Genomic DNA, 25580 nt, shown 5'->3' with positions numbered 1-25580 from the left:
CATGGCCACCGACGCCCCCGATTTGGACCTGATCCGCAGCACCGTCAGCGAGCTGGCGCGCAAGTACGACAACGACTACTGGCTCGACTGCGACCGCAACCACAAGTACCCGTGGGAGTTCGTCAAGGCCTTCGCCGCCGGTGGCTGGCTGGGGGCGATGATCCCCGAGGAGTACGGCGGGCTCGGCCTGGGGCTGCAGGAGTGCGGCGTGATGATGGAGGAGATCGCCGCCTCCGGTGCCGGGATGAGCGGTGGCTCGGCCATCCACTTCTACGTCTTCCCGCCCGCGCCGATCATCAAGTACGGCTCGGAGGAGATGAAGAAGAAATATCTGCCGCAGATCGCGTCGGGTGAGATGCTGCTGGCCTTCGGCATCACCGAGCCGACCGCCGGAGTCGACACGTCGCGCATCAAGACCAAGGCGGAGAAGGTCGACGGCGGCTGGAAGATCAACGGCCAGAAGGTGTTCATCACCAACGCCCAGAACGCGCACCGCATCCTGCTGCTGGCCCGGACCTCGCCGCGCGACCCGGAGCACCCGCTGCGCGGCATGACGATCTTCTGCGCCGAGATGAACCGCGACAACGTGACGGTGCGCGAGATCGACAAGATGGGCCGCGCCGCGATCGACACCAACGAACTCTTCATCGATGACCTGTTCGTCGCCGACGAGGACGTGGTCGGCGAGGTCGGGCGCGGCTTCAACTACATCATCGACGGACTGAACCCGGAGCGGATCGTCGTCGGTCTCGAAGGCGTCGGCATCGCGCGCGCCGCGCTGGAGATCGCCGCCGAGTACGCCAAGAACCGTGTCGTCTTCGACCGCCCGATCGGGCAGAACCAGGCCGTCGCCCACCCGCTGGCCGACTCCTGGATCCGCATCCAGGCGGCCCGGCAGGTGGCGATGAACGCAGCCAGGCTGTTCGACGAGGACAAGCCCTGCGGACCCGAGGCGGCTGCCGCGAAGTACCTCGGCGCCGAGGCCGGCTTCGAGACCGCCAACCGCGGGTTCTCCACGCTCGGCGGCTACGCGTACGCGAAGGAGTACCACATCGAGCGACTGCTCCGGGAGGTGCGATTGCTCCCCAACGCGCCGTTCTCCCAGGAGATGGTGCGCAACTTCATCTCGCAGCAGGTCCTCGGCCTCCCGCGGTCGTACTGATGGCCGGACCCCTCGGCGGAGTCCGCGTCCTCGTCCTCGCGGGCATGGGGCCGGTGCCCTTCGTCTCGATGATGCTCGCCGACATGGGCGCCCACGTCGTCCGCGTCGACCGGCCGTCGAATAGGGCCGCCCGCGCGCTCGCGACGACGAAGGGCCTGACCCCCGAGCGCGACGTCGTCAACCGCGGCGTCGACTCGATCGTCGTCGACCTCAAGTCCGAGGAGGAGAAGGCGCGGCTGCTCGAGCTGATGGGCAAGGCCGATGCCTTCATCGAGGGCTACCGCCCGGGGGTCGTCGAACGGCTCGGCATCGGTCCCGACGTCGCGCTCGCGGCCAACCCGCGGCTCGTCTACGCCCGGCTCACCGGATATGGGCAGGACGGGCCGCGGTGCCACGACGCCGGTCACGACATCAACTACGTCGCACAATCCGGCGCCCTGCAGGCCATGGCCCGCCACGGCGAGGCGCCGCGCCCGCCGATCAACCTGCTCGGCGACTATGCCGGTGGCGGGGCGATCGGCGCGTTCGGCATCGTGTGCGCGCTGTTCGCGGCCCGCGAGTCGGGGTGCGGGCAGGTCGTCGACGCGGCGATGGTCGACGGGGTGTCGCTGCTGACCGCGCGACTGCACAGCCTGCGCGGCTGCGGTCTGTACTCCGACGAGGCGGGCACGAACGATCTCGATTCGGGTGCGCCGTTCTACGAGACGTACCGCTGTGCCGACGGGCGCTATCTGGCGGTCGGCGCGCTGGAACCCGACTTCTACGCGATCTTCCTGGCCGGCCTCGGCGTCGACACGTCCGCGTGGCCGGAGCAGACCGATCGGTGCCGCTGGGACGAGCTGCGCACGTTGATCGGCGACACGATCGAGACCCGGACGCGTGACGAGTGGGCGCGGGTCTTCGCCGGCACGGACGCCTGCGTCTCGCCGGTGCTGGACTTCGCCGAAGCGGCCGCCGCCGACCACAACCTCGCGCGCCGCGTCTACACCGACGTCGACGGGATACAGCATCCCCACCCGGCACCGAGGTTCTCCGCGACACCGGCGCGCGAGCCCGCGCGACCGCCGACCGAGCACCTCGGTGTGGACGTCGTGGCGCGGGCGTGGGGCGTGTAGTCGGCTGGGGTCGATCCGCGGAATCGGCGACCGCCGGACCCGCCGAATGGGACGGTTGACCTGAGCAGGTTCCATAAAATCGAAGATAGTGTTAGAAATAACGGTATGACCGATGTCACTTCGCGGCCCCTGGGTGGCGTTCGCGTGCTCGACCTCACCGTCGCGCTGTCCGGTCCGTACGCGACGCTCATCCTGGCCGCCCTGGGCGCCGAGGTGATCAAGATCGAATCCCCCGGCGGCAGCGACATCGCGCGGTTCAACCCGCCGTTCGCCACCCCCGACGGCGAGATGCACCTCGGCGCGATCGAGGAGGGGGATGTCTCGCTGTCGGTCCTGGCCCGCAGTCGCGGCAAGAAATCCGTCGAGCTCGACCTCAAGACCGAGCGGGGTCGCGAGCTCTTCTACGAACTCGTCCGGCACGCCGACGTCGTATTCGAGAACCTCAGCGATGGCGTCGTCGAGCGGCTCGGCGTCGATTACGAGACGTTGCGCGCGATCAACCCCGCACTGGTGTACGGCTCGTTGAGCGGCCTCGGCCGCCCCAGCGCCTTCCCCGGCACCAAGGCGATGGACATCATCGTGCAGGCGGTCGCCGGCGTGATGGACACGACCGGCGACGTCGACGGCCCGCCGCTGCGCTTCGGTCTCCCGATCGCCGACCTGTTGGCCCCGCTGCACGCGGTGATCGGCGTGCAGGCGGCGCTGACCCAGCGGGAGAAGACCGGGCGGGGGCAGCACGTCGACGTGTCGATGCTGGAATCGCTGGCGTCGCTGCTGCCGTTCGAGCACCTCGACGTCCTGCAGCGCCAGGGCGGGTTCCCGCCGCGCTCGGGCAATTCGCACACCCGCCTCGCGCCCTTCGGCGTCTACGAGACGAAGGACGGGCACGTCTCGATCGCGGCTGCGTCGGATGCCTGGGTGGTCAGCCTCGTCGAGGCGATCGGCCGACCCGAACTCGCCGACGACCCCCGGTTCGTCGGCCGCGGCCCTCGCGCCGCCAACGCCGCGGCGCTCAACGACTACATCGAGGAGTGGACGCGGCAGCACACGACCGCCGAAGTCATCGAGGAGCTGTCGACGCGACGCGGCGTCCCCTGCGGGCCGGTGCGAACCGCGCTGGAAGTCCTCGACGACGAGTGGTTGGCGCAACGCGGCGCGATCACCCCGTTGCGGCGGGTGACCGGAGAGCCGCTGGACGCGGTGGCGCCGGGAGTGCCGATCGGCATGTCGGGAGCCCAGGTCTCAATCGACGAGGCGGCCCATGCGCTTGGGGCCGACACGGAAGCCGTGTTGACGGAGCTGGCAGGCGTTTCGCCTGCGGAAATGGCCGAGCTGCGAGAGCATCGGATCATCTGAGGCGGAATGGGTGATTGCCGTGAACGTCATGACCGAGACAAAGACCACGAACGGATTCCGCGCCGACCCGGACGGGGTATCGGGGACGCCGTATAGCGAGGCCGCGGCCACCGCGATCGCGAGTGCCGTCGGGGATCTCGACGACACGCCGGTGGTGCTGTTGGCCGCCGATCACCAGGCGCGGGCCGTCACCTTCGACGGTGCGCACGCCATCGTCGACGGGATGACCGGCCTGGGTATGCGGCCCGGTGTCCTGCTCGCCGAGGAGGAGATCGGCGTCAACGCGATCGGCACGCCGATCCAGTTGCGCAAGGGGATGTTCGTCCGCGGCGCCGAGCACGGCCTGTCGTCGTTCCAAGACTTCGCCTGCTACGGCCAGCCGGTCGTCCACCCGATCACCCGGCGCCTCGAAGGCGTCGTGGTGCTCGGCGGCCCGGTCGACGCCGAGAACCGCTACTACCCGATGCTCGCCCGACGCGTCGCCGGGGAGGTCGCCGACCAACTGCACGCCACGTCGCCCAGCGCGCACCGCAGGCTGTTCGCCGCGTTCCGGCACGCGGCGCAGGGCAAGTCGCGCGCGGTCGTCGCGCTGACCAAGGGGCTCACCCTCGCCACCCCGACGGCGCTGGACATGATCGGTCCGGAGGACCACGCCGCGTTGCGGGCCTACGCCCGGGAGGCGGCGGTGCTGCCGGGTTCGGCCGAACACCGGCTGACCCTCGCCTCGGGCGAGGCGGTGCGGCTGCGGTGCAGCGGAATCGACGGGGTGGACGGCAGCCTGCTGGAGTTGGTCGGCGCCGCCCGCGGCCCGCGTCGGCGCGACACGGCAGACCACTCGGTTGCCTTCCCGCTGCTGGTCGTCGGCGAGGTGGGCACCGGCCGTACCCATCGCGCCCGGATGCTCGTCGGCGATGGTGCGACGGTGCGCGATGCGGCCGACGTGGCGCGCGGCGGGGAGGTCGGGTGGACCGACGACGTGCTGCGCCTGCTCGGGTCGCCGGGTGCGGCGGTGGTGCTGGAGAACATCCAGTTCGTCTCCGAGGCTGGCACCGCGCTGTTGGCGCGCGCGGTCGAGTCGTCGGGGCGCGAGGTCGTGCTCACGGCCACCCCCGGGGAGCACCTGCACGGCGCACATGCCGGGCTGGTCGCGGTCTGCGCCGACCGCGAGGAATTGGTGCCGTTGCGCCGCCGCAGCCACGAGATCCCGCGACTCGCCCGCGAGATGCTGTCGCAGGCCGCACCGCTGTCCGGGTTGCGGTTCACCGCCGAGGCGCTCGACGTGCTGTCGGCGCAGCCGTGGCCGGGCAACCTGACCGAACTGCGCCGGATCGTCGACGGGGCGGTCCGCCGTCGTTCCGCCGGCGACATCACCGTCGCCGATCTGCCCGCCACGCATCGGGAGTTCGCCGCCCCGGAGTCTCCGCTGCGCCGCGCCGAACGGGAGGCCATCGAAGACGCCCTCGCAGCGGTCGGCGGCAACAAACAGCGCGCCGCGGTCCACTTGGGCGTCAGCCGGTCGACCCTCTACAACCGGATGCGGGCGCTGAAGATGACCGGAACGGTCGCGCAGCGCGCCTAGCTCAACCCGTTCGCGGCGGGTGCCGCCGTCGGTGTTGGGTGGGGGTCTCGATACACCGTTCTCGGCTAGCGCCTCACCCGGCACTCGACCACCCACCGGACCGTCCAGCCAGATGGTCGGCGAGTCCCCAACACGGTGGTCGAGTGACCTCGCCTCACCCGGCACTCGACCACCCACCGGACCGCCCAGTCAGATGGTCGGCGAGTCCTCAACACCGACCGGGCAGCCCAGCCAGATGGTCGGCGAGTCCCCAACACGGTGGTCGAGTGACCTCGCCTCACCCGGCACTCGACCACCCACCGGACCGCCCAGTCAGATGGTCGGCGAGTCCTCAACACCGACCGGGCAGCCCGGCCAGATGGTCGGCGAGTCCTCAACACCCCACCGGGCAGCCCAGCCAGGTGGTCGGCGAGTCCCCAACACGGTGGTCGAGTGACTTCGAGGCGCTAGCCGAGAAGTCGTATCGAGACCCCCGCAACCGACCACCATCCCTATCACTACCGGTGGGAAACGGTGTGCAGAACATTGGACATTTGCGTGGCCCACGTCACGTTAGCGTCGGATCATGATCCGGGCCGATCCCCGTTGGCGACACCCGGATCGGTCGTTTGCCGCGGTACCAGGAGTCTCGTGGCCCGAGTGGATGGAGGCCCGCGATGGCGCAGGACGGTGTTTTCGGGGCGTTGGTGAAGCCGGAATCGATGCTGATCGACGGTGAGTGGGTGGCGGCAGTCGAGGGCGGCACGCTGCCGGTGATCGATCCCGGCACCGAACAGCAGATCGGTGCCGTCGCGCTGGGCACCGCCGCCGACGTCGACCGGGCTGTCGAGGTCGCGCGCCGGGCGTGCGACGAGGAGCGGTGGATGCGCCTGTCGGCCCAGCATCGCTCGGCCGTGATGTGGAAGCTCTCCGACCTGATCGCGGAGAACGCCGACGAGCTCGCGCGCCTGGAGAGCATGGACGTCGGCATGCCGGAGCCGACGGCGAAGGCGATGATCACCGAGGCGGTCAACATGTACCGCTACTTCGCCGGATGGGCCGACAAGGTCTACGGCGTCAGCGCCGAGATCGGCCCGGCGGAGATGCGGTTCCAGGGCTTCACCCGAAAGGAGCCGGTGGGCGTCGCCGCGCTCATCACGTCGTGGAACGCGCCGATGATCGGCAACGCCATGAAACTCGCACCGGCGCTGGCCGCCGGCTGCGTCACGATCCTCAAGCCGTCCGAAGAGGCGCCACTGTCCACCCTCGCCCTCGGCGCCCTCGCGCTACAGGCCGGGGTGCCGGCCGGAGTCGTCAACGTCCTGCCCGGCCTGGGCTCGGTCGTCGGCGCCGCACTGACCGCCCACGACGGGGTGGACAAGGTGAGTTTCACCGGCTCCACCGCCGTCGGCAAACAGATCGTGCAGGCCGCCGCGGGCAACCTGAAGAAGCTCTCGCTCGAACTCGGCGGCAAGTCGCCGATGATCGTGCTACCCGACGCCGACATCGACGCCGCCGTGCCCGCGCTGGCGGTCGGCATGTTCTGGAACAGCGGCCAGATCTGTACCGCGGGCACCCGCCTGCTGGTGCACTCCGACATCGCCGACCAGGTCGCGCAGGGGGTGGCCGAAGCGGGCAAGGCGATGAAGATCGGCTACCGCACCGAGCCGGGAGTCGAATTGGGGCCGCTGGTCTCGCAGCGCCAACTCGACCGCGTCGAGGGTTATGTGGCGAAGGGCCGCGAGGCCGGAGCCACCGTCTTGAGCGGCGGCCGGCGCGTCGGGGACAAGGGCTACTACTACGAGCCGACCGTCCTGACCGATGTCGACCCGTCGATGGCGGTGGTCGAAGAGGAGATTTTCGGGCCGGTCCTGGGCGTCCTGTCCTACGACGAGATCGACGAGGCCGTCGCGGTGGCCAACGGCACCTCCTATGGACTCGCCTCCAGTGTGTGGACCAGGGATATCAACAACGCGCTCACGGTGGCCCGCAAGTTGAAGGCCGGGCGCGTCAACATCAACATCCACCGGGCCGGCGGCGTCCAGCTGCCCATCGGCGGATACAAGCAGTCGGGTTGGGGGCGCGAGTGCGGGCCGGAAGGTATCGCCGAGTTCCTCGAGACCAAATCCGTCGTCACCCGCATGTGGGCCTGACGCCCCGGCCCGTCACGACCACATCATCAGCAAGTTGAAGTCTCACCAACGGAAGTCGACGTCCCAAATCGGACCCGGCACACGAATAAAGGAATGCAGTATGAAGCGCAAGTCACGGATGGGGGCCCGCCAAATCTTCGGTGGCCTGTTCGCAGTATTCGCCCTGATCGTTGGATTGGTCGTCGCGCCCACCGCGGCTGCTGATCGAGCTGCGGCGGCACCCGGGCAAGCGGCCCCGGGACATCCGGCCCAGCCGTCGAAGTTCCTGCTGGTCGCCGGAATCGACGTCGGGCAGATCGCGGTGATGCGGGTGCACGACAACGGGCGGCTGAGTCTGCTCCGGCACTATCCGACCGGCAGGATGAGCATGTCGCTGAAGGTGGCCCAAGACGGGCGCACCGTGTACGTGAGCCACGTCGCCGACAGCGCCATCACGGTCTACCGTCTGTCCGATACCGGCGTGCTGCGTCCGATTCAAAAATTCTCGACCCCGATGCCGCCGGTGACCGTGGTGCCCTCGGTGGACAGCAAGTACCTGTTCGCCGCCATGGGCATGGGCAAGGTCGCCACGTACCGGATCACGCCGTCGGGCGCTCTGGCCAGGACTGGACTCGCGGCGGAGCAACTCGGCGGAACGATTGCCCCGATGGTGACCGTGGATCCGAATGGAAAGTTCGTCCGGGTGACGAGTGCCTTCGAGAACGCGGTGAAGAGCTACCGCATCGGACCCGGCGGCAAGTTGCTTCCGATCGGCAGGGTTTCGACGGGGATGACCCCGGTCAACGGCATGACGACGCCGGACAACCGCTTCTTCTACGTCGCGCACGAGGACACCTTCAACGTCATCGGCTACCGCATCCTGCCCAGTGGAAACCTGGTGCAGATCGGCAACTGGTACACGGGTCCGATCACGCACGAGGCGCGGGTCAGCCCGGATGGCAAGTGGCTGTACGCGCCCGCCGTCGGCGGCGGCGGCGTCACCGTCTTCCGCATCCTCGGCAACGGGCAGCTCGCGAAGCTGAAGGGATCGCCGTTCAATCCCGGCGGGCCGATTTCGACCTCGACCCTGGTCGTGCCGAATCCGCGCTTGCCGTTCGTCTACGCGGTCGACACGCTGAGTCCGGGACAAGGCGGCGGGACGCACGTCAAGACGATGCGCGTCCTTCCGAACGGGGCGCTGAAGGCCGTCGCAAGTACCGACATGGGCCTGAACACCATCGACGGCCCGGTCGCGGCACTGGCCGGCTGACCGACTCCATCACGACGAAAGCCCCCGCCTCGCGGCGGGGGCTTTCGTTGTTCTCGTCCGGTAGGCCCGGTGACTAGCCTTTGGCTTCCTTCTTGGCTTGTTTGACCAGTCCGCCGCCGATGATGAGGCGTTGGATCTCGCTGGTGCCCTCGTAGAGGCGCAGGAGGCGGACGTCGCGGTAGATGCGTTCGACGGGCATCTCCCGCATATAGCCGGAGCCGCCGTGGACTTGGACGGCTTTGTCGGCGACGTGGCCGACCATCTCGGTGCAGTAGAGCTTGGCGACCGACGGCGCGATGCGACGGTCCTCCTCGCTCACCCACTTGGCCGCCGCATCGCGGACCAGGGCGCGTCCGGCCATGACCCCGGTCTGCATGTCGGCGATATGTCCCTGCACCAGTTGGAAGTCCCCGATGGGGGTACCGCCCTGAGTGGTCACTGCGACGTGGCGCAGCGATTCGTCCAACGCCCGCTGGGCCGAGCCGACGGCCAGCGCGGCGATGTGGACACGGCCGCGGGCCAGGGAGATCATCGCGGCCCGGTAGCCGGTGTCGACATCGCCGCCGACGACGGCCGACGCCGGTACGCGCACCCCGGAGTACGCGACGTTCGCGGTCCACGCGCCCTGCTGCCCCATCTTGGCGTCGTGCTGCGCCACCGAGACGCCCTCGGTATCCGCCGGGACCAGGAACACGGCGATGCCGGGTCCGTTCTCGTCGGCCGGCCGGGTGCGGGCGAAGGTGACGAACAAATCGGCGGTGGGGGCGTTGGTGATGAAGCACTTCTCCCCGTCGATGACCCAGTCGCCGTTGTCCTGCTGTACTGCTCGGGTGCGCAGGCCGGCCGGGTTGGAGCCGGCGCCGGGCTCGGTCAGCGCGAAGGAGGCCACCACGTCGCCGGAGGCGATCTTCTCCAGCCACTGCGCCTTCTGCTCGTCGGTGCCGAAGTTGACGAGCACCTGGCCGGCGATGCCGTTGTTGGTGCCGAACATCGAGCGCAGCGCCAGGGTGGTGTAGCCGAGTTCCATCGCCAGTTCGACGTCCTGGGCGAGGTTACAGCCGAGGCCGCCCCACTCCTGCGGGATGGCATAGCCGAACAGCCCCATGTCCTTACAGGCCTGGCGGATGTCGTCGGGCATCGCGTCGTTGTCGGCGATCTCCCGCTCCCGCGGCACAACCTTGGTCCGCACGAACTGTTTGACCTGGGCGAGAACCTGCTCGAAATCCTCCGAACTCAACTCGGGCATGGACAACACCTGCACTTCCTGTCAGAATCTACTAATACGTTAGAAAACAGTATCTCGCCTGGTTCGGCTGAGCAAGGGCGCGCGCAAGTCTCACCGCCCATCGGTATCGGTCATATGTAGTAGAGAACTCATACCTGTGGCAGATGTGCTCGGCGGACCGCCCCACGACACTGGAATCAGTGGGGTCATGGCTACGTGTGATCCCGACCGGCCAGGCTGAGGAGGTCGACGGTGACCGGGATTGACTACTCGAAGGTGTTCATCGATGGGAAGTGGGTCGACTCGTCGTCCCCCGCCACCGTGGAAGTGATCAACCCCTACGACGAGACGGTCGTCGCGACCATCCCGGCCGGGACCACCGACGATATGGACCGGGCGGTCGCCGCGGCCCGGACCGCCTTCGACGAGGGGCCGTGGTCCAGGCTGCCCCTCGCGGAGCGCATGGACGCGCTGCGCCGTCTGCGCGAGATCCTCGCCGGACAGCAGGAGGAGTTGGCGCAGGTCGTCACGAAGCAGATGGGCTGCACCATCACCCAGGCCCGCACCATCCAGATCCCCGGGCCGCTCGCCCTGATCGACACCTTCCTCGACCTGGCGACCACGTTCGAGTGGAGCGAGGTGCGCGCGGGCGGGGGAGCGCATTCGCTGGTCACCCGGGAACCGGTAGGCGTCGTCGCCGCGGTCGTCCCGTGGAATTCGCCGATCACCGTCGCGGTCATCAAGATGGCGCCGGCCCTGCTCGCCGGCGCGACGATGGTCCTCAAGCCCTCACCGGAGGCGCCGCTGGACCTCTACTACCTGGCCGACGCGGTGCGCGAGGCCGGCATCCCCGACGGCGTGGTGAACCTCGTGACCGCCGACCGGGCGGAGAGCGAATACCTGATCAGCCATTCCGGCGTCGACAAGGTGGCGTTCACCGGCTCGACGGCCGCGGGGGCGCGCATCGCGTCGATCTGCGGCAACGACCTGCGGCGCTGCAGCCTGGAACTCGGCGGGAAGTCGGCGGCCGTCATCCTCGACGACGCCGATCTCGACACCGTCATGGAATCGGTGCGGCGCTTCTCGCTGCGCTACAACGGGCAGGCCTGCAACAACAAGACCCGCATCCTCGCGTCGGCGAAGCGCAAAGACGAGGTCGTCGACCGGCTCGTCGGCCTGCTGGCGAGCATGCCCGTCGGCGATCCGATGGACCCGGACACCCAGATCGGACCGGTCGTCAGCGCCCGGCAGCGCGACCGCATCGAGGGATATATCGACGGGGCCAAACGCGACGGCGCGACCCTCGTCGTCGGCGGCGGGCGCCCGGCCGACCAGCCCACCGGATGGTTCGTCGAACCCACCCTGTTCGCCGATGTCGCCCCCGATTCCACCCTCGCGCAGGAGGAGGTGTTCGGCCCGGTGCTGGGCGTCATCACCTACGCCGACGAGGAGGAGGCGGTGGCGATCGCCAACAACTCCACCTACGGGCTCAGCGGCTCGGTGTTCTCCGCCGACGCACAGCACGCACTCGATGTCGGGAAGCGGATTCGCACCGGGACCATCGAGGTCAACGGTGCGACCGCCGGCTTCTACGCGCCGATCGGCGGATTCAAGAACAGCGGAATAGGGCGCGAGGGCGGTATCGAGGGGTTCGACGAATACGTCGAGGCGAAGTCCTTCGGCCTCCCCGCCGACCTGGCTGCGACGCTGACCGCCTGAGACGGCGGCTGACCGGGGGGGGGCATCCCCGAGCCATCAGTCCAGGCAGAACTCGTTGCCCTCGGGATCGGCCATCACGATATGCCCGGCCGCCATCGGCGGCGTCGGCTCGTGCCGCTCCAGGCGGCGTGCGCCGAGTGCCACCAGGCGGTCGCACTCCTGCTCCAGGGCGGCCATCCGCTCGTCGCCGGTGAGACCGGGCGCGGCGCGGATGTCGAGATGGACGCGGTTCTTCGCCGCCTTGCCCTCCGGGACCCGCTGGAAGAACACGCGCGGACCCCGGCCATCGGGGTCTTCGACGGCCGACCGCTCGTTGCGGGCTCCCTCCGGCACGCCGAGACGTGCGAGGAACTCGTCCCAGGCCGCCAGCGGATCGGCGCCGACCGGCAGATCGACGCCGGGAGGGCCGGGGATGACGTAGTGCAGGGCGTCGCGCCAGAAGGCGGCCAAGGCGCTCGGGTCGTGGCAGTCGAAGGTGATCTGCAGGTCGCGGCTCATGCGTGAAGTTCTATCAGTGAGCACTGACAATCAGTCCGCGGTGCCGGTCCCCGCGTCGCCGACGATGCCGGTGAGCATCAGTCGGAACATGGTCTCGGCGAGGTCGGCCTGGGAGCGGTCCGCCCGCTCGGGCCACTTGGAGAGCTGCTCGGCGGTGTGGACGACGAACAGGTGCAGGTCGGCCGGGTCGAGGTCGTCGCGAATGGCACCCTCCGCGACGGCGTCGGCGACCAGTCGGTCCCACAGTGCGGAGAAGGCCTGCAGGTGTGGGCGAAGGCGTTCGCGGACGTCGGCGGGCAGGGCGCGGTAGTGCCGGATGAGCGACGGTGAGGAGCTGCCCATCTCCATCCGGGCATCGATGAAGGAGCGGGTTGCGGCGAACAGTTTCTCGCCGGCGGTCGAGCCGTCGCCGAGGGCGTCGACGGCGGCGACGACCTGCTGGTGCGACCGGGTGACGGCGTCGCGCAGCGCTTCCTCGACCAGCTCCTCTTTCGAGTCGAAGTAGTAGTAGAGGCTGCCGGCTTGGAGGCCGGCGGCGTCGGCGATCGCGGAGAGTCGGGTGTGCTCGTAGCCGCGATCGGCGAGGACGTGGCCGGCGGCGGAGAGGATGCGGGCGCGCGTCGCCTCCGACTTCGCGGTGCGTCGCGGAGAGGCGGTGTCCTCGGATTCGGTTGTCGACATGGCTCCCCTCCCGGTCCCCGACGTCTCTGCTGCGGACGAAACGTCCTTCACGCTAGCTGTCGGAGCAGTCTAGCGGGAAACGTATATTGTCCTTTATCGAATGAAACATTAGAATTGTGGTCTACACCATCCCACCCGTCGATAGTGAGACGGATGGGTGCGACGCGGAAGCGAGGACGATCGATGCTGCTCGACTACACCGACTTGGCGAGCCGATTGGCGCAAGCCGGAGTGCCGGTGGCGGCCGAGCGACTGGTCGACGATCCGGCGGCCGCCGTCGCCGCCGCCGTCGAGATCGACGGCCCGGTCGTGATGAAGCTGATCAGCCGCAGCATCGTCCACAAGGCCGACGTGGGTGCCGTCATCCTCGACATCGCCGACGAGGACGACGCCGTCGCGGCGGCGCGGCGACTGGCCGACGTCGCGCAGGGGCAGGGCCTACCCGACGAGGCGTGGCACATCCTGGTGCAGCAGATGGTCGACACCAAGCGGCCGGAGGTCTTCGTCGGCCTCAAACGCGACGAGACCTTCGGGCCCATCGTCATCGTGAGCGCCGGGGGCAGCCTCGTCGAACTGCTGCCGGAGCGGGCCATCGCGGCCTGCCCGCTGACCGTCGACGAGGCCCACGAGCTGCTGCTCGGCACCACGCTGGGTACGGCATTGGGCGAGTTCCGCGGCCAGCCCGACGTGACGCGCGAGGTGGCCGAGGTGATCGCCGCGGCGTCGACCCTGCCCGAGCGCGAACCCGGCCTCGTCGAAGCCGACCTCAACCCGCTGGTCGTCACCGCGTCCGGCCCGCTGGTCGTCGACGCGCGGATGGCCGTCGAACCGGTCGAGACGCGGGTCGCCGGGGCGGCCGACGACGTCGTCGACCTGCGCCCCCTGTTGGAACCGCGCTCGATCCTGCTGGTCGGCGCGAGCGCCACCGCCCTGCAACCGGGAAACCGGGTGCTGCAGTACCTGCGCCAGCACGGCTACGCGGGGGAGGTCACCGTCGTCCACCCCACCGCGACCCAGATCGAGGGCTACCCGGCGGTCCCGTCGATCTCCGACATCCCGGCCGGGACCGTCGAGCTCGCGTGCGTCGCCGTCCCCGCGCAGGCGTGTGCCGACGTCCTCGAACAGTGCGGCCTGATCGGCGTGCCGGCCGCGGTCGTGATGAGTTCGGGCTTCTCCGAGGTCGGCGACAACGAGGCCGAGGCCGAGCTGGCCGCCGTCGCGCGCAAGCATCACATCGCGCTCTGCGGCCCGAACACCGTCGGCGTGATGAGTCCCGGCAGCAACGTGCACGTCTGCTTCTCCCAGGCGCAGAGCATGGCGACCATCCCGCACGGCCGCGTCGCACTGATCGCGCAGAGCGGTGCCCTGGGCGGCAGCCTCTCGTCGCAGGCGTGGGAGCGCGGCATCGGGATCAGCCACTTCATCAGCGTCGGGAACCAGGCGAGTCTGTCCATCGCCGACTACATCGACTACCTGGCCGACCACGAGACCACCGACACCATCGCCGTCGTCCTCGAAGGCGCCGGGGACGGACGCAAGCTCCTCGACGCGATCGCCAAGGCCAAGCGGATGGGCAAGACGGTTCTCGTCCTCAAGGTGGGGCGCACCGACGTCGGAGCGCGCGCGGTGCAGTCGCACACCGGCAGCATCGCCGGCGACTACGCGGTCTACGAGGCCCTGTTGCGCCGGGTGGGTGCCGTACCTGTCGACACCATCACCGAACTGCTCGACGCGCTGGCGGTCAGCGACTCCGGCGGCGGATTGCCCGCCGGAGCGCGCATCGGCATCGTCTCGACGTCGGGCGGGGCCTGCTCGATGCTGGCCGACATCTCCACCCAGGTCGGGTTCGAGGTCCCCGTCTTCGGCAAGGAGTTGCAGGGCAGGATCGGCGACGTCCTGCCCAGCTATGCGGCCATTGCCAACCCCGTCGACGTCACCGGCCGCGTCACCGCGGACCCGAGTATCTACGGCCAGACGCTGGAGCACATCCTGGCCTCCGACGAGGCCGATGCCGTCGCCGTGCTGGTGACCACCGTCGCCGATCCGATGGCCGAAGACCTGGCGGCCCAGATCACCAAGGCGCTCGCTACCACCGCCAAACCGGTGCTGGTGTCGTGGACGATCGCCGCCGAACTCGCCCCCAAGGGGCTCGGCCTGCTGCGCGACGCCGGTATCCCCGTCTTCGACGACCCGGCCCGCATGATCCGTGCCGCGCGCCTCGCCGGCGGATAGACCCGTCGGCGATGACGGGCTGACGACAACGACAGACGAAGAGGTAGGGCAGTAGAGATGACATATGCGACGTCCGGTCCGGGCTGCTACATCGACGGTGCGTGGGTGGACGGTACTGGCCCGGAGATGACTTCGACCAACCCGTCCACCGAGGAGGCGCTGTACGCGGCGACCTCCGCAGGCACCGAACAGGTCGAGGCGGCGTTGGCCGCCGCGCATCGCGAATTCCACGGCGGAGCGTGGCGCGCGCTGACCGGCGCGGAGCGCGCCCAGCTGTTGCGCAAGCTCGCCGACCTCATGGAGCGCGACGCCGACGAACTCATGGGGCTGATCGCCCGCGAGGTGGGCACCGCCATCAGCACCGCGCAGCAGCAGGTGCTCAGCCCGATCGCGTTCACCCGCTGGTTCGCCGATGCGGCGGAGCGCGGACCCGCCGACGGGTTGGAGCAGCAACTGCCGTTGCACTACGTGCCGGTGACGACGAGCAGCATGTTGCTGCGCGAACCGATCGGCGTCGTCGCCGCGATCGCCGCCTACAACTATCCGATCATGCTGATCGTGTGGAAGGTGTGTGCCGCCTTGGCCGCCGGTTGCACGTCGGTGCTGGTGCCGTCGCCCAAGGGGATCGCCTGCACGGTCGCGATCGTGCGTCTCATGGACGAGGCCGGCTTCCCGCCCGGCGCGGTCAACCTGGTGTTCGGCGGGCCGGAGGTCACCGAACAGGTCGTCGGTTCTCGCGCGATCGACATGGCCACCTTCACCGGCTCGGCCGCCGTCGGCACGATCATCCAGCAGCTCGCCGCCCCCAACCTCACCAAGGTCGTGCTGGAACTCGGCGGCAAGTCGCCGAACCTCATCCTTCCCGGCACCGACATCGACTCGACGATCGCCGGTTCGGCGCTGCGCTTCTGCGCCAACGCCGGTCAGGCATGTGGCGCGACGACCCGCACCCTGGTGCCGCGCACCGACTTCGACGAATTCGTGAAGAAGTCGGCGGAGTATATGGACGGGCTCGTCGTCGGGGATGCGAGCGACCCGAAGACCTTCGTCGGTCCGCTGATCAGCGAGGAGCATCTGCAGCGCGTCGAAGGCTATGTGCAACGGGCGGTCGACGCCGGTGCGACCATCGCGGTCGGCGGCAAGCGCGCCGAAGGTCTGTCGCACGGGCACTTCTACGCGCCGACGCTGGTCACCGGCGTCGACAATTCTTCGGAGATCGCGCAGGAGGAGCTGTTCGCCCCGGTGGCCGTCGTGCTGCCCTACGACGAGGTCGACGAGGCGGTCGAGCTGGCCAACGACTCCAGGTATGCGCTCAACGCCAACATCTGGGGGACGACGGTCGACGCGATCGACGTGGCGCGCCGTCTGCGCTCGGGCACGGTGACCATCAACGGAGGCGGTGGCCGTCGTCTCGACGCTCCCTGGGGTGGTCCGGGACATTCCGGTATCGGCCGCGAATGCGGCGAAGAAGGCTATCGAGAGTTCTTCGAGGTCAAGCACGTCCAGTGGCCCATACGGTAGGCCCGACGGTGGTCGAGTGTCGTAGGTGGGCGGTCTCGATACGGTTCCTCGCCTAGCGGCTCGGATCCACTCGACCACCGTCGGGGTGCGATTCGCGGTGGTCGAGTGGTGTCCCAACGGTGGTCGAGTGGTGACCCAACGGTGGTCGAGTGGTGACCCAACGGTGGTCGAGTGCCTTCGAGGCGCTAGCCGAGAAGGTGTATCGAGACCTCGTAACCCGACCATGCCAACTGCGCTGGGTGCGATGGCCTTTACCGTCACCGGGTCTCGATACGGTTCCTCGCCCAGGGGCTCGGATCCACTCGACCACCGTCGGGGCGCCGTAGATGGGTGGTCGAGTGCCGGCGAGGCGCTAGCCGAGTCGGTGTATCGAGACCTCGTAACCCAAATATGTCATCGCCGCTAGCCGCGATCGAACTTCTTTCGCGCCGATTCCTGGAGGCGATCGAAGTCGCCGTCGATCAGTGCCTGCCGCTTGGCCCGTGACCAATTCTGGACCTGCTTCTCGAATGCGTACGCCTCGACGATCGACTCGAACTCCGCCGCGTACTCGAGTTTCACCGGGCGTCGCCGTCTCGTGTACGCCGCCCCTTCGCCCTCGTTGTGTTGGTAGACGCGACGTTCGAGATCGGTGGTGCTTCCCACGTAGAAGCTGTCGTCCGCGCACCGCAGGATGTACATGTATGCCCCCATCGACTGATCATCGTCGGCGTCAGGGGTGTCCGCCACGGTGACTTCGAAGACCTGTGGACGGCGCCGAATTGTGGATATGTCGGTTGGCATTGTCGGGTCGCTTGGTCTCGATACGGTTCCTCGCCTTGCGGCTCGGATCCACTCGACCACCGTCGGGGTGCGATTCTCGGTGGTCGAGTGGTGTCCCAACGGTGGTCGAGTGCCTTCGAGGCGCTAGCCGAGAAGGTGTATCGAGACCTCGTTCACCGGCCCTAGTCGTTGATGTCGACGACGGCCCCGGAAGCTACGAGGCCGGCGATCTCTTCTTCCCCAAAACCCCACCGGGACAGGGTTTCTCGCGAATGCTGCCCGGGATACGGGGCGGGGCCCGCGATCGCGCCGGGCGTCTTGTCGAAGCGCGGGGCGGGGGCGGGCTGCTTGATGCCGTCGTGCTCGACGAAGACGTCGCGGCTCACGTTGTGGGCGTTGTCGCGCGCCTCCGCCATCGTGAGCACCGGTGAGTAGCAGGTCTCCAACCCAGCGAAGACCTCGTCCCATTCGTCGCGAGTCTTCGACTTGAACACCGCGGCGAAGCGGGCGCGCACGTCGGGCCACGTCGACTCGTCGTCCTGGGCGGGCAGTTCGTCGGGGGAGAAGCCCAGCGTCTCGATCATCACCCGGTAGAACTGCGGCTCGTTCGCGGCGATCGCGACGAACAGACCGTCGGCCGTCTCGTACGTGCCGTAGAACGGTGCCCCGCCGTCGTGGCGGTTGGCCTCGCGCTCCTCCGTCCACCTGCCGATCTGGGCGAGGCTGTGGACCATCCCGCCGAGCAGCGAGGCGCCGTCGATCATCGCCGCGTCGACGACCTGCCCTTCCCCGGTGCGCTGACTGCTCAGGATGCCCGCGACCACGCCGAAGGCGAGCAACATGCCGCCGCCGCCGAAGTCGCCGACCAGGTTCAACGGCGGCAGCGGTCGCTCCTTCGGTCCGATCGTGTGCAGCAGCCCGGTCAGTGCCAGGTAGTTGATGTCGTGGCCGGGGACCATCGCCATCGGACCGTCCTGACCCCAGCCGGTCATCCGGCCGTAGACGATCTTCGGATTCCGCGCGAGCACCGCGTCGGGCCCGATGCCCAACCGCTCGGCGACACCCGGCCGGAAGCCCTCGATGATGGCGTCGGCGCCCTCGGCGAGCTTCAGCACGGCCTCGACGGCGGACGGATTCTTGAGGTCGACGGCGACCGACTGCCGTCCGCGACGGTTGGCGAAATCGATCGGGAGCGGTGAATCGGGCTGATGCGCCAGCGCCTCGCCCGCCCGGTCCAACCGGATGACCTCGGCACCCATGTCGCTGAGCATCATGGCGCACCACGGCCCCGGGCCGATCGAGCCGACTTCGACGACCTTGATCCCGTCCAGCGGTCCCACGGTGGTTACTCCTTCTTCGTGACGAGTTCTTGGTGACGTTCTGCGAGTGATCCGGACCGGTCAGAGCTTGTAGTTCTCGAGCAGCCGCCGGCCGATGATCATGCGCTGGATGTCGGCGGTGCCCTCGCCGATCAGCAGCATCGGGGCCTCGCGGTAGAGCCGCTCGATCTCGTACTCCTTGGCGAACCCGTAGCCGCCGTGGATGCGGAAGGCGTCTTCGACCACCTCGCGGCAGTACTCCGACGCCAGGTACTTCGCCATGCCGGCTTCGAGGTCGTTGCGCTGCCCGGCGTCCTTGATGCGGGCGGCGCGCACCACCATCTGGTGGGCGGCCTCGACCTTGGTCCCCATCTCCGCGAGGCGGAACAGCACGGCCTGGTGTTCGGCGATCGGCTTGCCGAAGGTTTCCCGCTGCTGCGCGTAGGAAGCCCCCAGCTCGAAGGCGCGGGTCGCGACGCCGACACCGCGCGCGGCGACGTTGACGCGGCCGACCTCGACGCCGTCCATCATCTGGTAGAAGCCGCGGCCGGGTTCGCCGCCCAGGATCTCGTCGGCGCCGATCCGATAGCCGTCGAAGATGAGCTCGGTCGTGTCGACGCCCTTGTAGCCCATCTTGTCGATCTTCCCGGGGATGGTCAGGCCGGGCGCGATCTCGCCGAAGCCGGGGGTCTTCTCGATGAGGAAGGTCGTCAAATTCTGGTGCGGGCGGTCCTTCCCGAGCGGGGTGCGGACGAGCACGGCGACCAGCGACGACGAGCCGCCGTTGGTCAGCCACATCTTCTGGCCGTTGATGACGTAGGAGTCGCCCTCGGCGGTGGCGGTAGTGGAGATCGCGGCCACGTCGGATCCCAGCGCGGGCTCCGACATGGAGAAGGCGCCGGTCAACTCGCCGGCCGCCAGGCGGGGCAGGTATTTGCGCTTCTGCTCGTCGGTCCCGTGCTGCAGCAGCAGATAGGCGACGATGAAGTGAGTGTTGACGATGCCCGAGACGCTCATCCAGCCGCGGGACAGCTCCTCGACGACGAGCGCATAGGTCAGCAGGGACTCGCCCAGGCCGCCGAATTCCTCGGGGATGGTCAGGCCGAAGATGCCCATCTCCTTCATCGCCGCGACGATCTCGGTCGGGTACTCGTCCTTGTGCTCCAGCTCGGTGGCCACGGGCAGGACCTTGTCGTCGACGAAGGTGCGGACGGCGGAGAGGATGTCGCGCTGGACGTCGGTGAGGTCGGCGGTTTCGCAGAGTCTGCTGCTCATGGGGGTACGGGCCTTCTTTCGGTGGCGGTTCTTCTGTGGCCTGAGTCTCAAACCGGTATTGTATCCACAGATAATATAATCTATGGTTACGTTAGAAACCATAGATACCGTGGAAATTCCTCTGGGAAGCGAAGGCCTCAACACATGCGTGACGCAGTCATCTGTGAACCCATCCGCACCCCCGTCGGGCGGTACGGCGGCATGTTCGCCTCCGTCCCGACCGCGGACTTGGCGTCGACGGTAGTCAAGGAACTCGTCAAGCGGACCGGCATCACCAGCGACGACATCGACGACGTGCTGTTCGGCCAGTGCTACCCGAACGGCGAGGCGCCGGCCATCGGCCGCATCGCCGCCCTCGACGCCGGGCTGGACGTCCGGGTACCCGGGCTGCAGATCGACCGCCGCTGCGGATCGGGCCTACAGGCCGTCATCGACGCGGCGATGCGCGTGCAGACCGGAATCTGCGACCTCGTGCTGGCCGGCGGCGCCGAGAGCATGAGCCAGGCCGAGCATTACGCCCTCGGCCTGCGCTTCGGGCTGCGTGGCACCGACACCACCCTGATGGACCGCATCAACCGCGGCCGCGTCACCTCGGGCGGCAAGTTCTACCCCGTCGAGGGCGGCATGTTGGAGACGGCGGAGAACCTGCGCAAGGAGTACTCGATCAGCCGCGAGGCGCAAGACGAGCTGGCCTACCAATCGCATAAGCGGGCCGTCGCCGCGCACGAGGAGGGCCGCCTGGTCGACGAGATCGTGCCGGTCACCGTCGCCACCCGCAAGGGTGAGGTGACCCATGACCGCGACGAGCACCCGCGTGCCGATGTCACGCCCGAATCGCTCGCCGAGTTGAAGGCGGTGCGCCGCCGCATCGATTCCGAGTCGACGGTGACCGCGGGCAACGCGAGCGGCCAGAACGACGGCGCCGCCGTCTGCATCGTCACGACACCGGAGAAGGCGGCGAAGCTCGGACTCAGGCCGCTGGGCAGGCTCGTGACGTGGGCCGTGGCCGGCGTCGAGCCCAACCGCATGGGCATCGGTCCGGTCCCGTCGACCAACCTGGCGCTGCAGCGCGCCGGACTCGAACTCAAGGACCTCGACCTCATCGAACTCAACGAGGCCTTCGCCGCGCAGGTCCTCGCCTGCACCGCGGGCCTGAACTTCACCGACGCCGATTTCGAGCGCCTCAACGTGAACGGCTCGGGCATCTCGCTCGGCCACCCGGTGGGCGCGACCGGCGTCCGCATCCTCGCGACGATGCTGCGCGAACTCGAGCGCCGCGACGGCCGCTACGCACTGGAGACCATGTGCATCGGCGGCGGCCAGGGCCTCGCCGCGATCTTCGAGCGCACCGCGTAAGCCGCGCATCCGCACTCATCAGCCAACCAAGGAGAAACCAATGGCAACCCTGAAGACCGATCTCTGCGACCTGCTCGGCATCGAGTACCCGATCCTGCAGGCGGGCATGGGCGGCGTCGCCTTCGGCCCGCTCGCCGCCGCCGTATCCAAGGCCGGCGGGCTCGGCACGATCGCCGCCATCTCGCCGACGCCCCAGCGCGTCGAGGAGGAGATCAAGCTCGTCCGCAGCATCACCGACAAGCCGCTCTGCGTCGACATCGGCTTCCCGCCGCGCGCCCCGCAGAACCCCGAGCCGGTCGCCGCCGACGAGGTGCCCGACCCCATCCGCGAACTCGAGGAGGAGGTCCGCGCGCAGGGCGTCGACGTGCACCCGGTCGACGACAAGGCGATGGGCATCGAGGACGCCAAGGAGAAGATGGCGATCTGCGAGCGCTACGGCGTCGAGGTCATCGCCTGCGCGCTGGGCACCCCGGAGTGGGCCGTCGAGCACGCCCACAAATGGGGCGCCAAGACCATCTCGATGGTCGGTCGTGCGAGCCACGCGAAGCGGGCGATCGCCAACGGCACCGACATCGTCGTCGTGCAGGGCACCGAGGGTGGTGGTCACACCGGCGACATCGGCCTCATCACGCTGCTGCAGGAGGTCCTCGACTTCGCGACCATCCCCGTCGTCGCGGCCGGCGGCCTGGTGACCGGTGCGCAGATCGCCGGTGTCCTCACGCAGGGCGCCCAGGGCGCGTGGATCGGCACCCGCTTCATCAACACCGAGGAGAGCAGCGTCGGGCGCAACTACAAGGAGTCGATCGTCGAGGCCGACCACGACACCACGGTGCGCGAGCTGATCTTCGACGGGCTCTACGTCCGCCAACTGCAGAACCGCTTCACCGAGGTCTGGAAGGGCCGGATGGACCAGCTGCTGGGCTACCCGCGCCAGCGCGTCGCGATCAGCCCGGTCCGCTTCGCAGCGGCCGCCGCCGACCTCAAGGACCAGCAGGCACTGCCCGCCGGTCAGGGTTCCGGCCTCATCCGCGACATCTCGCCCGCCGCCGACGTGCTCGAACGCCTCGTCGAGGAGACCGTGGCCGCCCTCGAGGCCGCCAAGAAGCGGGTCGAATACTCGGCCTGACCACCGAACCGACAGATCAGCAGCCAGAAAATCTCGACGAGGAGAAATCACATGAAGGCACTGCGTTACTACGGCAAGGGCGACGTCCGCATGGAGACCGACGTCCCCGATCCGGAACTCGGCCCGGGGAAGGTGCTGGTCAAGCCCGCCTTCACCGGACTGTGCGGATCCGACCTGCACCTGTACTTCCACGGCCCGATTCCGCCCACCTCGCCGGTGAGTGAGACCGAGCCGCACGCACTGACCGGCGAGACGCTGCCGATCGTCCTGGGCCACGAGTTCTCCGGCACCGTCGTCGAGGTCGGCGAGGGCGTCACCGGGCTCAAGCCGGGTGACCCGGTCGCGATCGATCCGGTCAGCGGCTGCGGCGAGTGTCCCGCGTGTAAGGCCGGTCGCTACAACGCCTGCGGGAAGATGGCCTGCCTGGGCATCTCCGGCGGAGGCGGCGGTCTGTCCGAACTGATCTCGGTGCCGGCCGAGAAGGTCCATCCGATCGGTGACATCCCACTGGACCAGGCGGCGATGTTCGACCCGCTCTGCGTCGGCTATCACGGCGTCACCAAGTCGGGGATCAAGGCCGGTGACGTCGCCCTCGTCGGTGGCGGCGGCCCCGTCGGCCTCCTCACCGCCGCGGTGCTCAAGGGTGTCGGCGCCACCGTCATCCTCACCGAGCTGGCGGCCAACCGGCGCGAGTTCGCGGTCAACGCGAAGATCGCCGATCGGGTGGTCGATCCGGCCAACGAGGACCTGCAGGCGATCGTCGCGGAGATGACCGGTGGCCAGGGCGTGGACTTCGCCTACGAATGCGTCGGTGCCGCGCCCGTCGTCGAGCCGTTGCTGAACGCGCTGAAGATCGGCGGTCACATGGAGATCCTCGGCGTCCACACCGCCCCGGTTCCGATGGATCTGGTCACGGTGCTGTTCAAGGAGCTGACCATCGCAGGATCGGTCGGCTACGCGAACGCGTTCCCCGGCGCCATCAAGATGGTGCAGGAGGGCAAGATCGACCTGAGTCCCTTCATCACCGCGCGCGTCAAGGCCGACAACTTCGTCACCGACGGCCTGGAGTACCTGGAGGACCACAAGGACGACCAGATCAAGATGGTCGTGCAGATGTAGCGGAAGGCGGCAGCGAGACCGCACGCATGGTTTAGCATTATATTTTATTCGCCATTGCGACGGTGGTCTCGTGGCCGCCACCTGAAAGGATCTTCGTGATTTCCTACGACGAATTCGAGACCCTGGCCATCGACCGGCCGTCCGACGGAGTGCTGCGCATCCAGCTCACCGGGCCGGATCTGCATGCGGTCGGCCCGCGCGCGCACGCCGAACTCGCCGACATCTGGCCGGTCGTCGCACGCGACGCGTCGGTGCGCGCGGTCCTCATCCGCGGCGAGGGCGACCGCGCCTTCTCCGCCGGCGGCAGCTTCGACCTGATCGAGCAGATGAACGGCGACCTGGTCGACCGCAACCGCGTGATGCGCGAGGCGCGCGACCTCGTGCGCAACCTGATCGATCTGCCGCAGCCGCTCGTCGCGGCCATCAACGGCCCGGCCGCCGGTGCCGGACTGGTCACCGCGATGCTCGCCGACATCACCGTCGCCGGGCGCAAGACGAAGATCGTCGACGGCCACGTCCGTCTCGGCGTCGCGGCTGGCGACAATGCTGCGCTCACCTGGCCGCTGTTCGCCGGACTGCCCAAGGCCAAGTACTTCCTGCTCCTCAACGAGGTGCTCACCGGTGAGGAGGCCGAGCGGATCGGCATGGTCTCGCTGTGCGTCGACGACGAGCAGGTGCAGGACAAGGCGATGGAGATCGCCGAGCGCCTCGCCGCCGGCTCGGTGCCGTCGATCCAGAACACCAAGCACGCGATCAACAACTGGTACCGCCAGAACTGGTCGATCTTCGACGCCTCGCTGGGCTACGAGTTCTACGGTTTCGGCCAGCCCGACGTCACCGAAGGCGTGGCCTCGCTGCGCGAGAAGCGCGACCCGCGGTTCCCGGCCGGGCGCGACAACGGCGAGACCCCCGGCGACGCGATCGGCACGGATCTGTGAGCAAGCCGCTCGACGGCATCACCGTCGTCTCCCTCGAACAGGCGATCTCCGCGCCGCTGGCCACCCGCCACCTCGCGGACCTCGGCGCGCGGGTCATCAAGGTCGAGCAACCCGGTTCCGGGGATTCGACCCGTCACTACGACACCACGGTGCGCGGGATGGCCGCCCACTTCGTGTGGCTCAACTACGGCAAGGAATCCGCGGCGCTCGATCTCAAATCCGACGCCGACCTCGGCGTGCTGCGCGCCATCCTCGACGAGGCCGACGTGTTCGTGAGCAACCTCGCCCCGGGCGCGATCGACCGGCTCGGGCTGGGTATCGACGAGCTGGCGCGGGCCCATCCGCGGCTGATCGTCGTCGACATCTCCGGATACGGAAAGGGCGGGCCCTTCGACCACAAGCGCGCCTACGACCTGCTGATCCAATCCGAGGGCGGCTCCTGTGCCATCACCGGCACACCCGGCCACCCGGCGAAGCCCGGCATCCCCGTCGCCGACATCGGCACGGCGATGTACGTCTACTCGACCGTGCTCGCCGCCCTGTACGACCGGGAGAAGACCGGCCGCGGCGCCGTCATCGAGATCTCCATGCTCGACGTCGTCGCCGAATTCCAGGGACCGGTGCTCAACCAGGTCATCCACTCCGGTGTCGAACCGGAACCGGTGGGCCTGGGCTCGCCGATGGTCGCGCCCTATGCCGGCTATCCGACCGCCGACGGGCAGACCGCGGTGCTCGGCACCACCAGCGACCGCGAATGGCAACGGTTGTGCGAGCTGATCGAGCGCCCGGACCTCGCCGCCGACGAGCGGTATGCGCGCAACGGCGACCGCACCGGGGCGCGCGACGTGCTCGACCAGGCGGTGGGGCAGTGGTGCGCGACGCGCACCCTCGCGCAGATCCAGGACGCGGCCGACGCCGCCGGGATCGGCAACGCCCGGCTCAACACGGTCCACGACCTCGCCGAGCACCCGCAGCTCAAAGACCGCGGCCGGTGGCGCGACGTCGATTCCCCGGTCGGCCCGGTTCCCGCGCTGCGGCCCCCGGGCCTCGCCCGGCACTGGACGCCGGGCGACGGGCCGGTCCCCGACCTCGGCGCCGACACCGACAAAATCCGGGCCGAGTTCGGTACCGGGGTGGTGTCACCCTCCTGACGTGCAGCGTTGCCGCGACAGTGGCAGTGATGCAGCTAACAAAATATTATGTAGGCAATCCCGCT

At 68.7% G+C, this 25580-nt stretch carries 20 protein-coding genes; 14 read left to right on the top strand and 6 right to left on the bottom strand.

Features of this window, described 5'->3' with window-relative positions; genetic code table 11:
- Position 1: 1 nt before the first annotated feature.
- The 6 genes from HUN08_RS17480 to HUN08_RS17455 all read left to right on the top strand — a co-directional run bounded on the left by HUN08_RS17480 (position 2) and on the right by HUN08_RS17455 (position 8593).
- Positions 2 to 1162 (top strand): acyl-CoA dehydrogenase family protein, encoded by a 1161-nt coding sequence (locus HUN08_RS17480; RefSeq protein WP_124247597.1) that lies wholly within the window; start codon positions 2 to 4, stop codon positions 1160 to 1162.
- Entirely contained in the window at positions 1162 to 2277 is a 1116-nt protein-coding gene (locus HUN08_RS17475; RefSeq protein WP_124247598.1) for a CaiB/BaiF CoA-transferase family protein, read from the top strand. Before HUN08_RS17480 ends, HUN08_RS17475 begins: the two co-directional genes overlap by 1 nt.
- 105 nt (positions 2278 to 2382) lie before the next feature.
- Positions 2383 to 3633 (top strand): CaiB/BaiF CoA-transferase family protein, encoded by a 1251-nt coding sequence (locus HUN08_RS17470; RefSeq protein ID WP_124247599.1) that lies wholly within the window; start codon positions 2383 to 2385, stop codon positions 3631 to 3633.
- Between the two features lie 28 nt (positions 3634 to 3661).
- Entirely contained in the window at positions 3662 to 5212 is a 1551-nt protein-coding gene (locus HUN08_RS17465) for a helix-turn-helix domain-containing protein (RefSeq protein ID WP_124247600.1), read from the top strand.
- 656 nt (positions 5213 to 5868) lie between these two features.
- Positions 5869 to 7344 carry an aldehyde dehydrogenase gene (locus HUN08_RS17460; RefSeq protein WP_124247601.1) on the top strand — a complete coding sequence of 492 codons (1476 nt, stop codon included), beginning with the start codon at positions 5869 to 5871 and terminating at the stop codon, positions 7342 to 7344.
- 100 nt (positions 7345 to 7444) lie between these two features.
- A complete protein-coding gene (locus HUN08_RS17455) occupies positions 7445 to 8593 on the top strand; it encodes a beta-propeller fold lactonase family protein (protein WP_124247602.1) in 1149 nt (382 codons plus the stop codon).
- Positions 8594 to 8666: 73 nt separating this feature from the next.
- Here the strand turns inward: HUN08_RS17455 and HUN08_RS17450 are convergent, their stop codons facing one another.
- Positions 8667 to 9839 (bottom strand): acyl-CoA dehydrogenase family protein, encoded by a 1173-nt coding sequence (locus tag HUN08_RS17450; RefSeq protein WP_124247603.1) that lies wholly within the window; start codon positions 9837 to 9839, stop codon positions 8667 to 8669.
- Positions 9840 to 10070: 231 nt separating this feature from the next.
- Here HUN08_RS17450 and HUN08_RS17445 point away from each other — a divergent pair, with 231 nt between their 5' ends.
- The gene (locus tag HUN08_RS17445; RefSeq protein WP_124247604.1) at positions 10071 to 11537 is read left to right on the top strand and encodes an aldehyde dehydrogenase; all 1467 of its coding nucleotides are present in this window, start codon (positions 10071 to 10073) and stop codon (positions 11535 to 11537) included.
- A gap of 36 nt (positions 11538 to 11573) precedes the next feature.
- On the opposite strand, the gene HUN08_RS17440 is transcribed toward HUN08_RS17445, so the two are convergent.
- Positions 11574 to 12035, bottom strand: a complete 462-nt coding sequence (locus tag HUN08_RS17440; RefSeq protein WP_124247605.1) for a VOC family protein — start codon at positions 12033 to 12035, stop codon at positions 11574 to 11576.
- Between the two features lie 30 nt (positions 12036 to 12065).
- Positions 12066 to 12716 (bottom strand): TetR/AcrR family transcriptional regulator, encoded by a 651-nt coding sequence (locus HUN08_RS17435; protein ID WP_124247606.1) that lies wholly within the window; start codon positions 12714 to 12716, stop codon positions 12066 to 12068.
- A gap of 153 nt (positions 12717 to 12869) precedes the next feature.
- On the opposite strand from HUN08_RS17435, the gene HUN08_RS17430 reads away from it, so the two are divergent.
- Together HUN08_RS17430 and HUN08_RS17425 are read left to right on the top strand one after the other, a co-directional pair.
- The gene (locus HUN08_RS17430) at positions 12870 to 14948 is read left to right on the top strand and encodes an acetate--CoA ligase family protein (RefSeq protein WP_124247607.1); all 2079 of its coding nucleotides are present in this window, start codon (positions 12870 to 12872) and stop codon (positions 14946 to 14948) included.
- Positions 14949 to 15005: 57 nt separating this feature from the next.
- A complete protein-coding gene (locus HUN08_RS17425; RefSeq protein WP_124247608.1) occupies positions 15006 to 16469 on the top strand; it encodes an aldehyde dehydrogenase in 1464 nt (487 codons plus the stop codon).
- Between the two features lie 402 nt (positions 16470 to 16871).
- On the opposite strand, the gene HUN08_RS17420 is transcribed toward HUN08_RS17425, so the two are convergent.
- The 3 genes from HUN08_RS17420 to HUN08_RS17410 form a co-directional block, all read right to left on the bottom strand.
- A complete protein-coding gene (locus tag HUN08_RS17420) occupies positions 16872 to 17162 on the bottom strand; it encodes a GIY-YIG nuclease family protein (RefSeq protein WP_124247664.1) in 291 nt (96 codons plus the stop codon).
- A 251-nt stretch (positions 17163 to 17413) separates the two neighbouring features.
- On the bottom strand, positions 17414 to 18571 hold the full coding sequence (locus HUN08_RS17415; RefSeq protein ID WP_124247609.1) for a CaiB/BaiF CoA-transferase family protein: 1158 nt from the start codon (positions 18569 to 18571) through the stop codon (positions 17414 to 17416).
- 60 nt (positions 18572 to 18631) lie between these two features.
- Positions 18632 to 19825 carry an acyl-CoA dehydrogenase family protein gene (locus HUN08_RS17410; protein ID WP_124247610.1) on the bottom strand — a complete coding sequence of 398 codons (1194 nt, stop codon included), beginning with the start codon at positions 19823 to 19825 and terminating at the stop codon, positions 18632 to 18634.
- Positions 19826 to 19969: 144 nt separating this feature from the next.
- Here HUN08_RS17410 and HUN08_RS17405 point away from each other — a divergent pair, with 144 nt between their 5' ends.
- The 5 genes from HUN08_RS17405 to HUN08_RS17385 all read left to right on the top strand — a co-directional run bounded on the left by HUN08_RS17405 (position 19970) and on the right by HUN08_RS17385 (position 25515).
- Positions 19970 to 21181: an acetyl-CoA C-acetyltransferase gene (locus tag HUN08_RS17405; RefSeq protein WP_124247611.1), complete on the top strand. Its 1212-nt coding sequence runs from the start codon at positions 19970 to 19972 to the stop codon at positions 21179 to 21181.
- A gap of 40 nt (positions 21182 to 21221) precedes the next feature.
- Positions 21222 to 22307: a nitronate monooxygenase family protein gene (locus HUN08_RS17400; RefSeq protein ID WP_124247612.1), complete on the top strand. Its 1086-nt coding sequence runs from the start codon at positions 21222 to 21224 to the stop codon at positions 22305 to 22307.
- Between the two features lie 51 nt (positions 22308 to 22358).
- Positions 22359 to 23426 (top strand): alcohol dehydrogenase catalytic domain-containing protein, encoded by a 1068-nt coding sequence (locus HUN08_RS17395; RefSeq protein ID WP_124247613.1) that lies wholly within the window; start codon positions 22359 to 22361, stop codon positions 23424 to 23426.
- Positions 23427 to 23521: 95 nt separating this feature from the next.
- Positions 23522 to 24364: an enoyl-CoA hydratase/isomerase family protein gene (locus HUN08_RS17390; RefSeq protein ID WP_124247614.1), complete on the top strand. Its 843-nt coding sequence runs from the start codon at positions 23522 to 23524 to the stop codon at positions 24362 to 24364.
- Positions 24361 to 25515 carry a CaiB/BaiF CoA-transferase family protein gene (locus HUN08_RS17385; RefSeq protein ID WP_124247615.1) on the top strand — a complete coding sequence of 385 codons (1155 nt, stop codon included), beginning with the start codon at positions 24361 to 24363 and terminating at the stop codon, positions 25513 to 25515. Before HUN08_RS17390 ends, HUN08_RS17385 begins: the two co-directional genes overlap by 4 nt.
- The last annotated feature ends 65 nt before the right edge of the window (positions 25516 to 25580 follow it).

The sequence above is a fragment of the Gordonia sp. X0973 genome, from assembly GCF_013348785.1.
Lineage (GTDB): Bacteria > Actinomycetota > Actinomycetes > Mycobacteriales > Mycobacteriaceae > Gordonia.
Note: the sequence above shows the minus strand (reverse complement) of the source record. Positions and strands in the feature narration are given on the sequence as shown.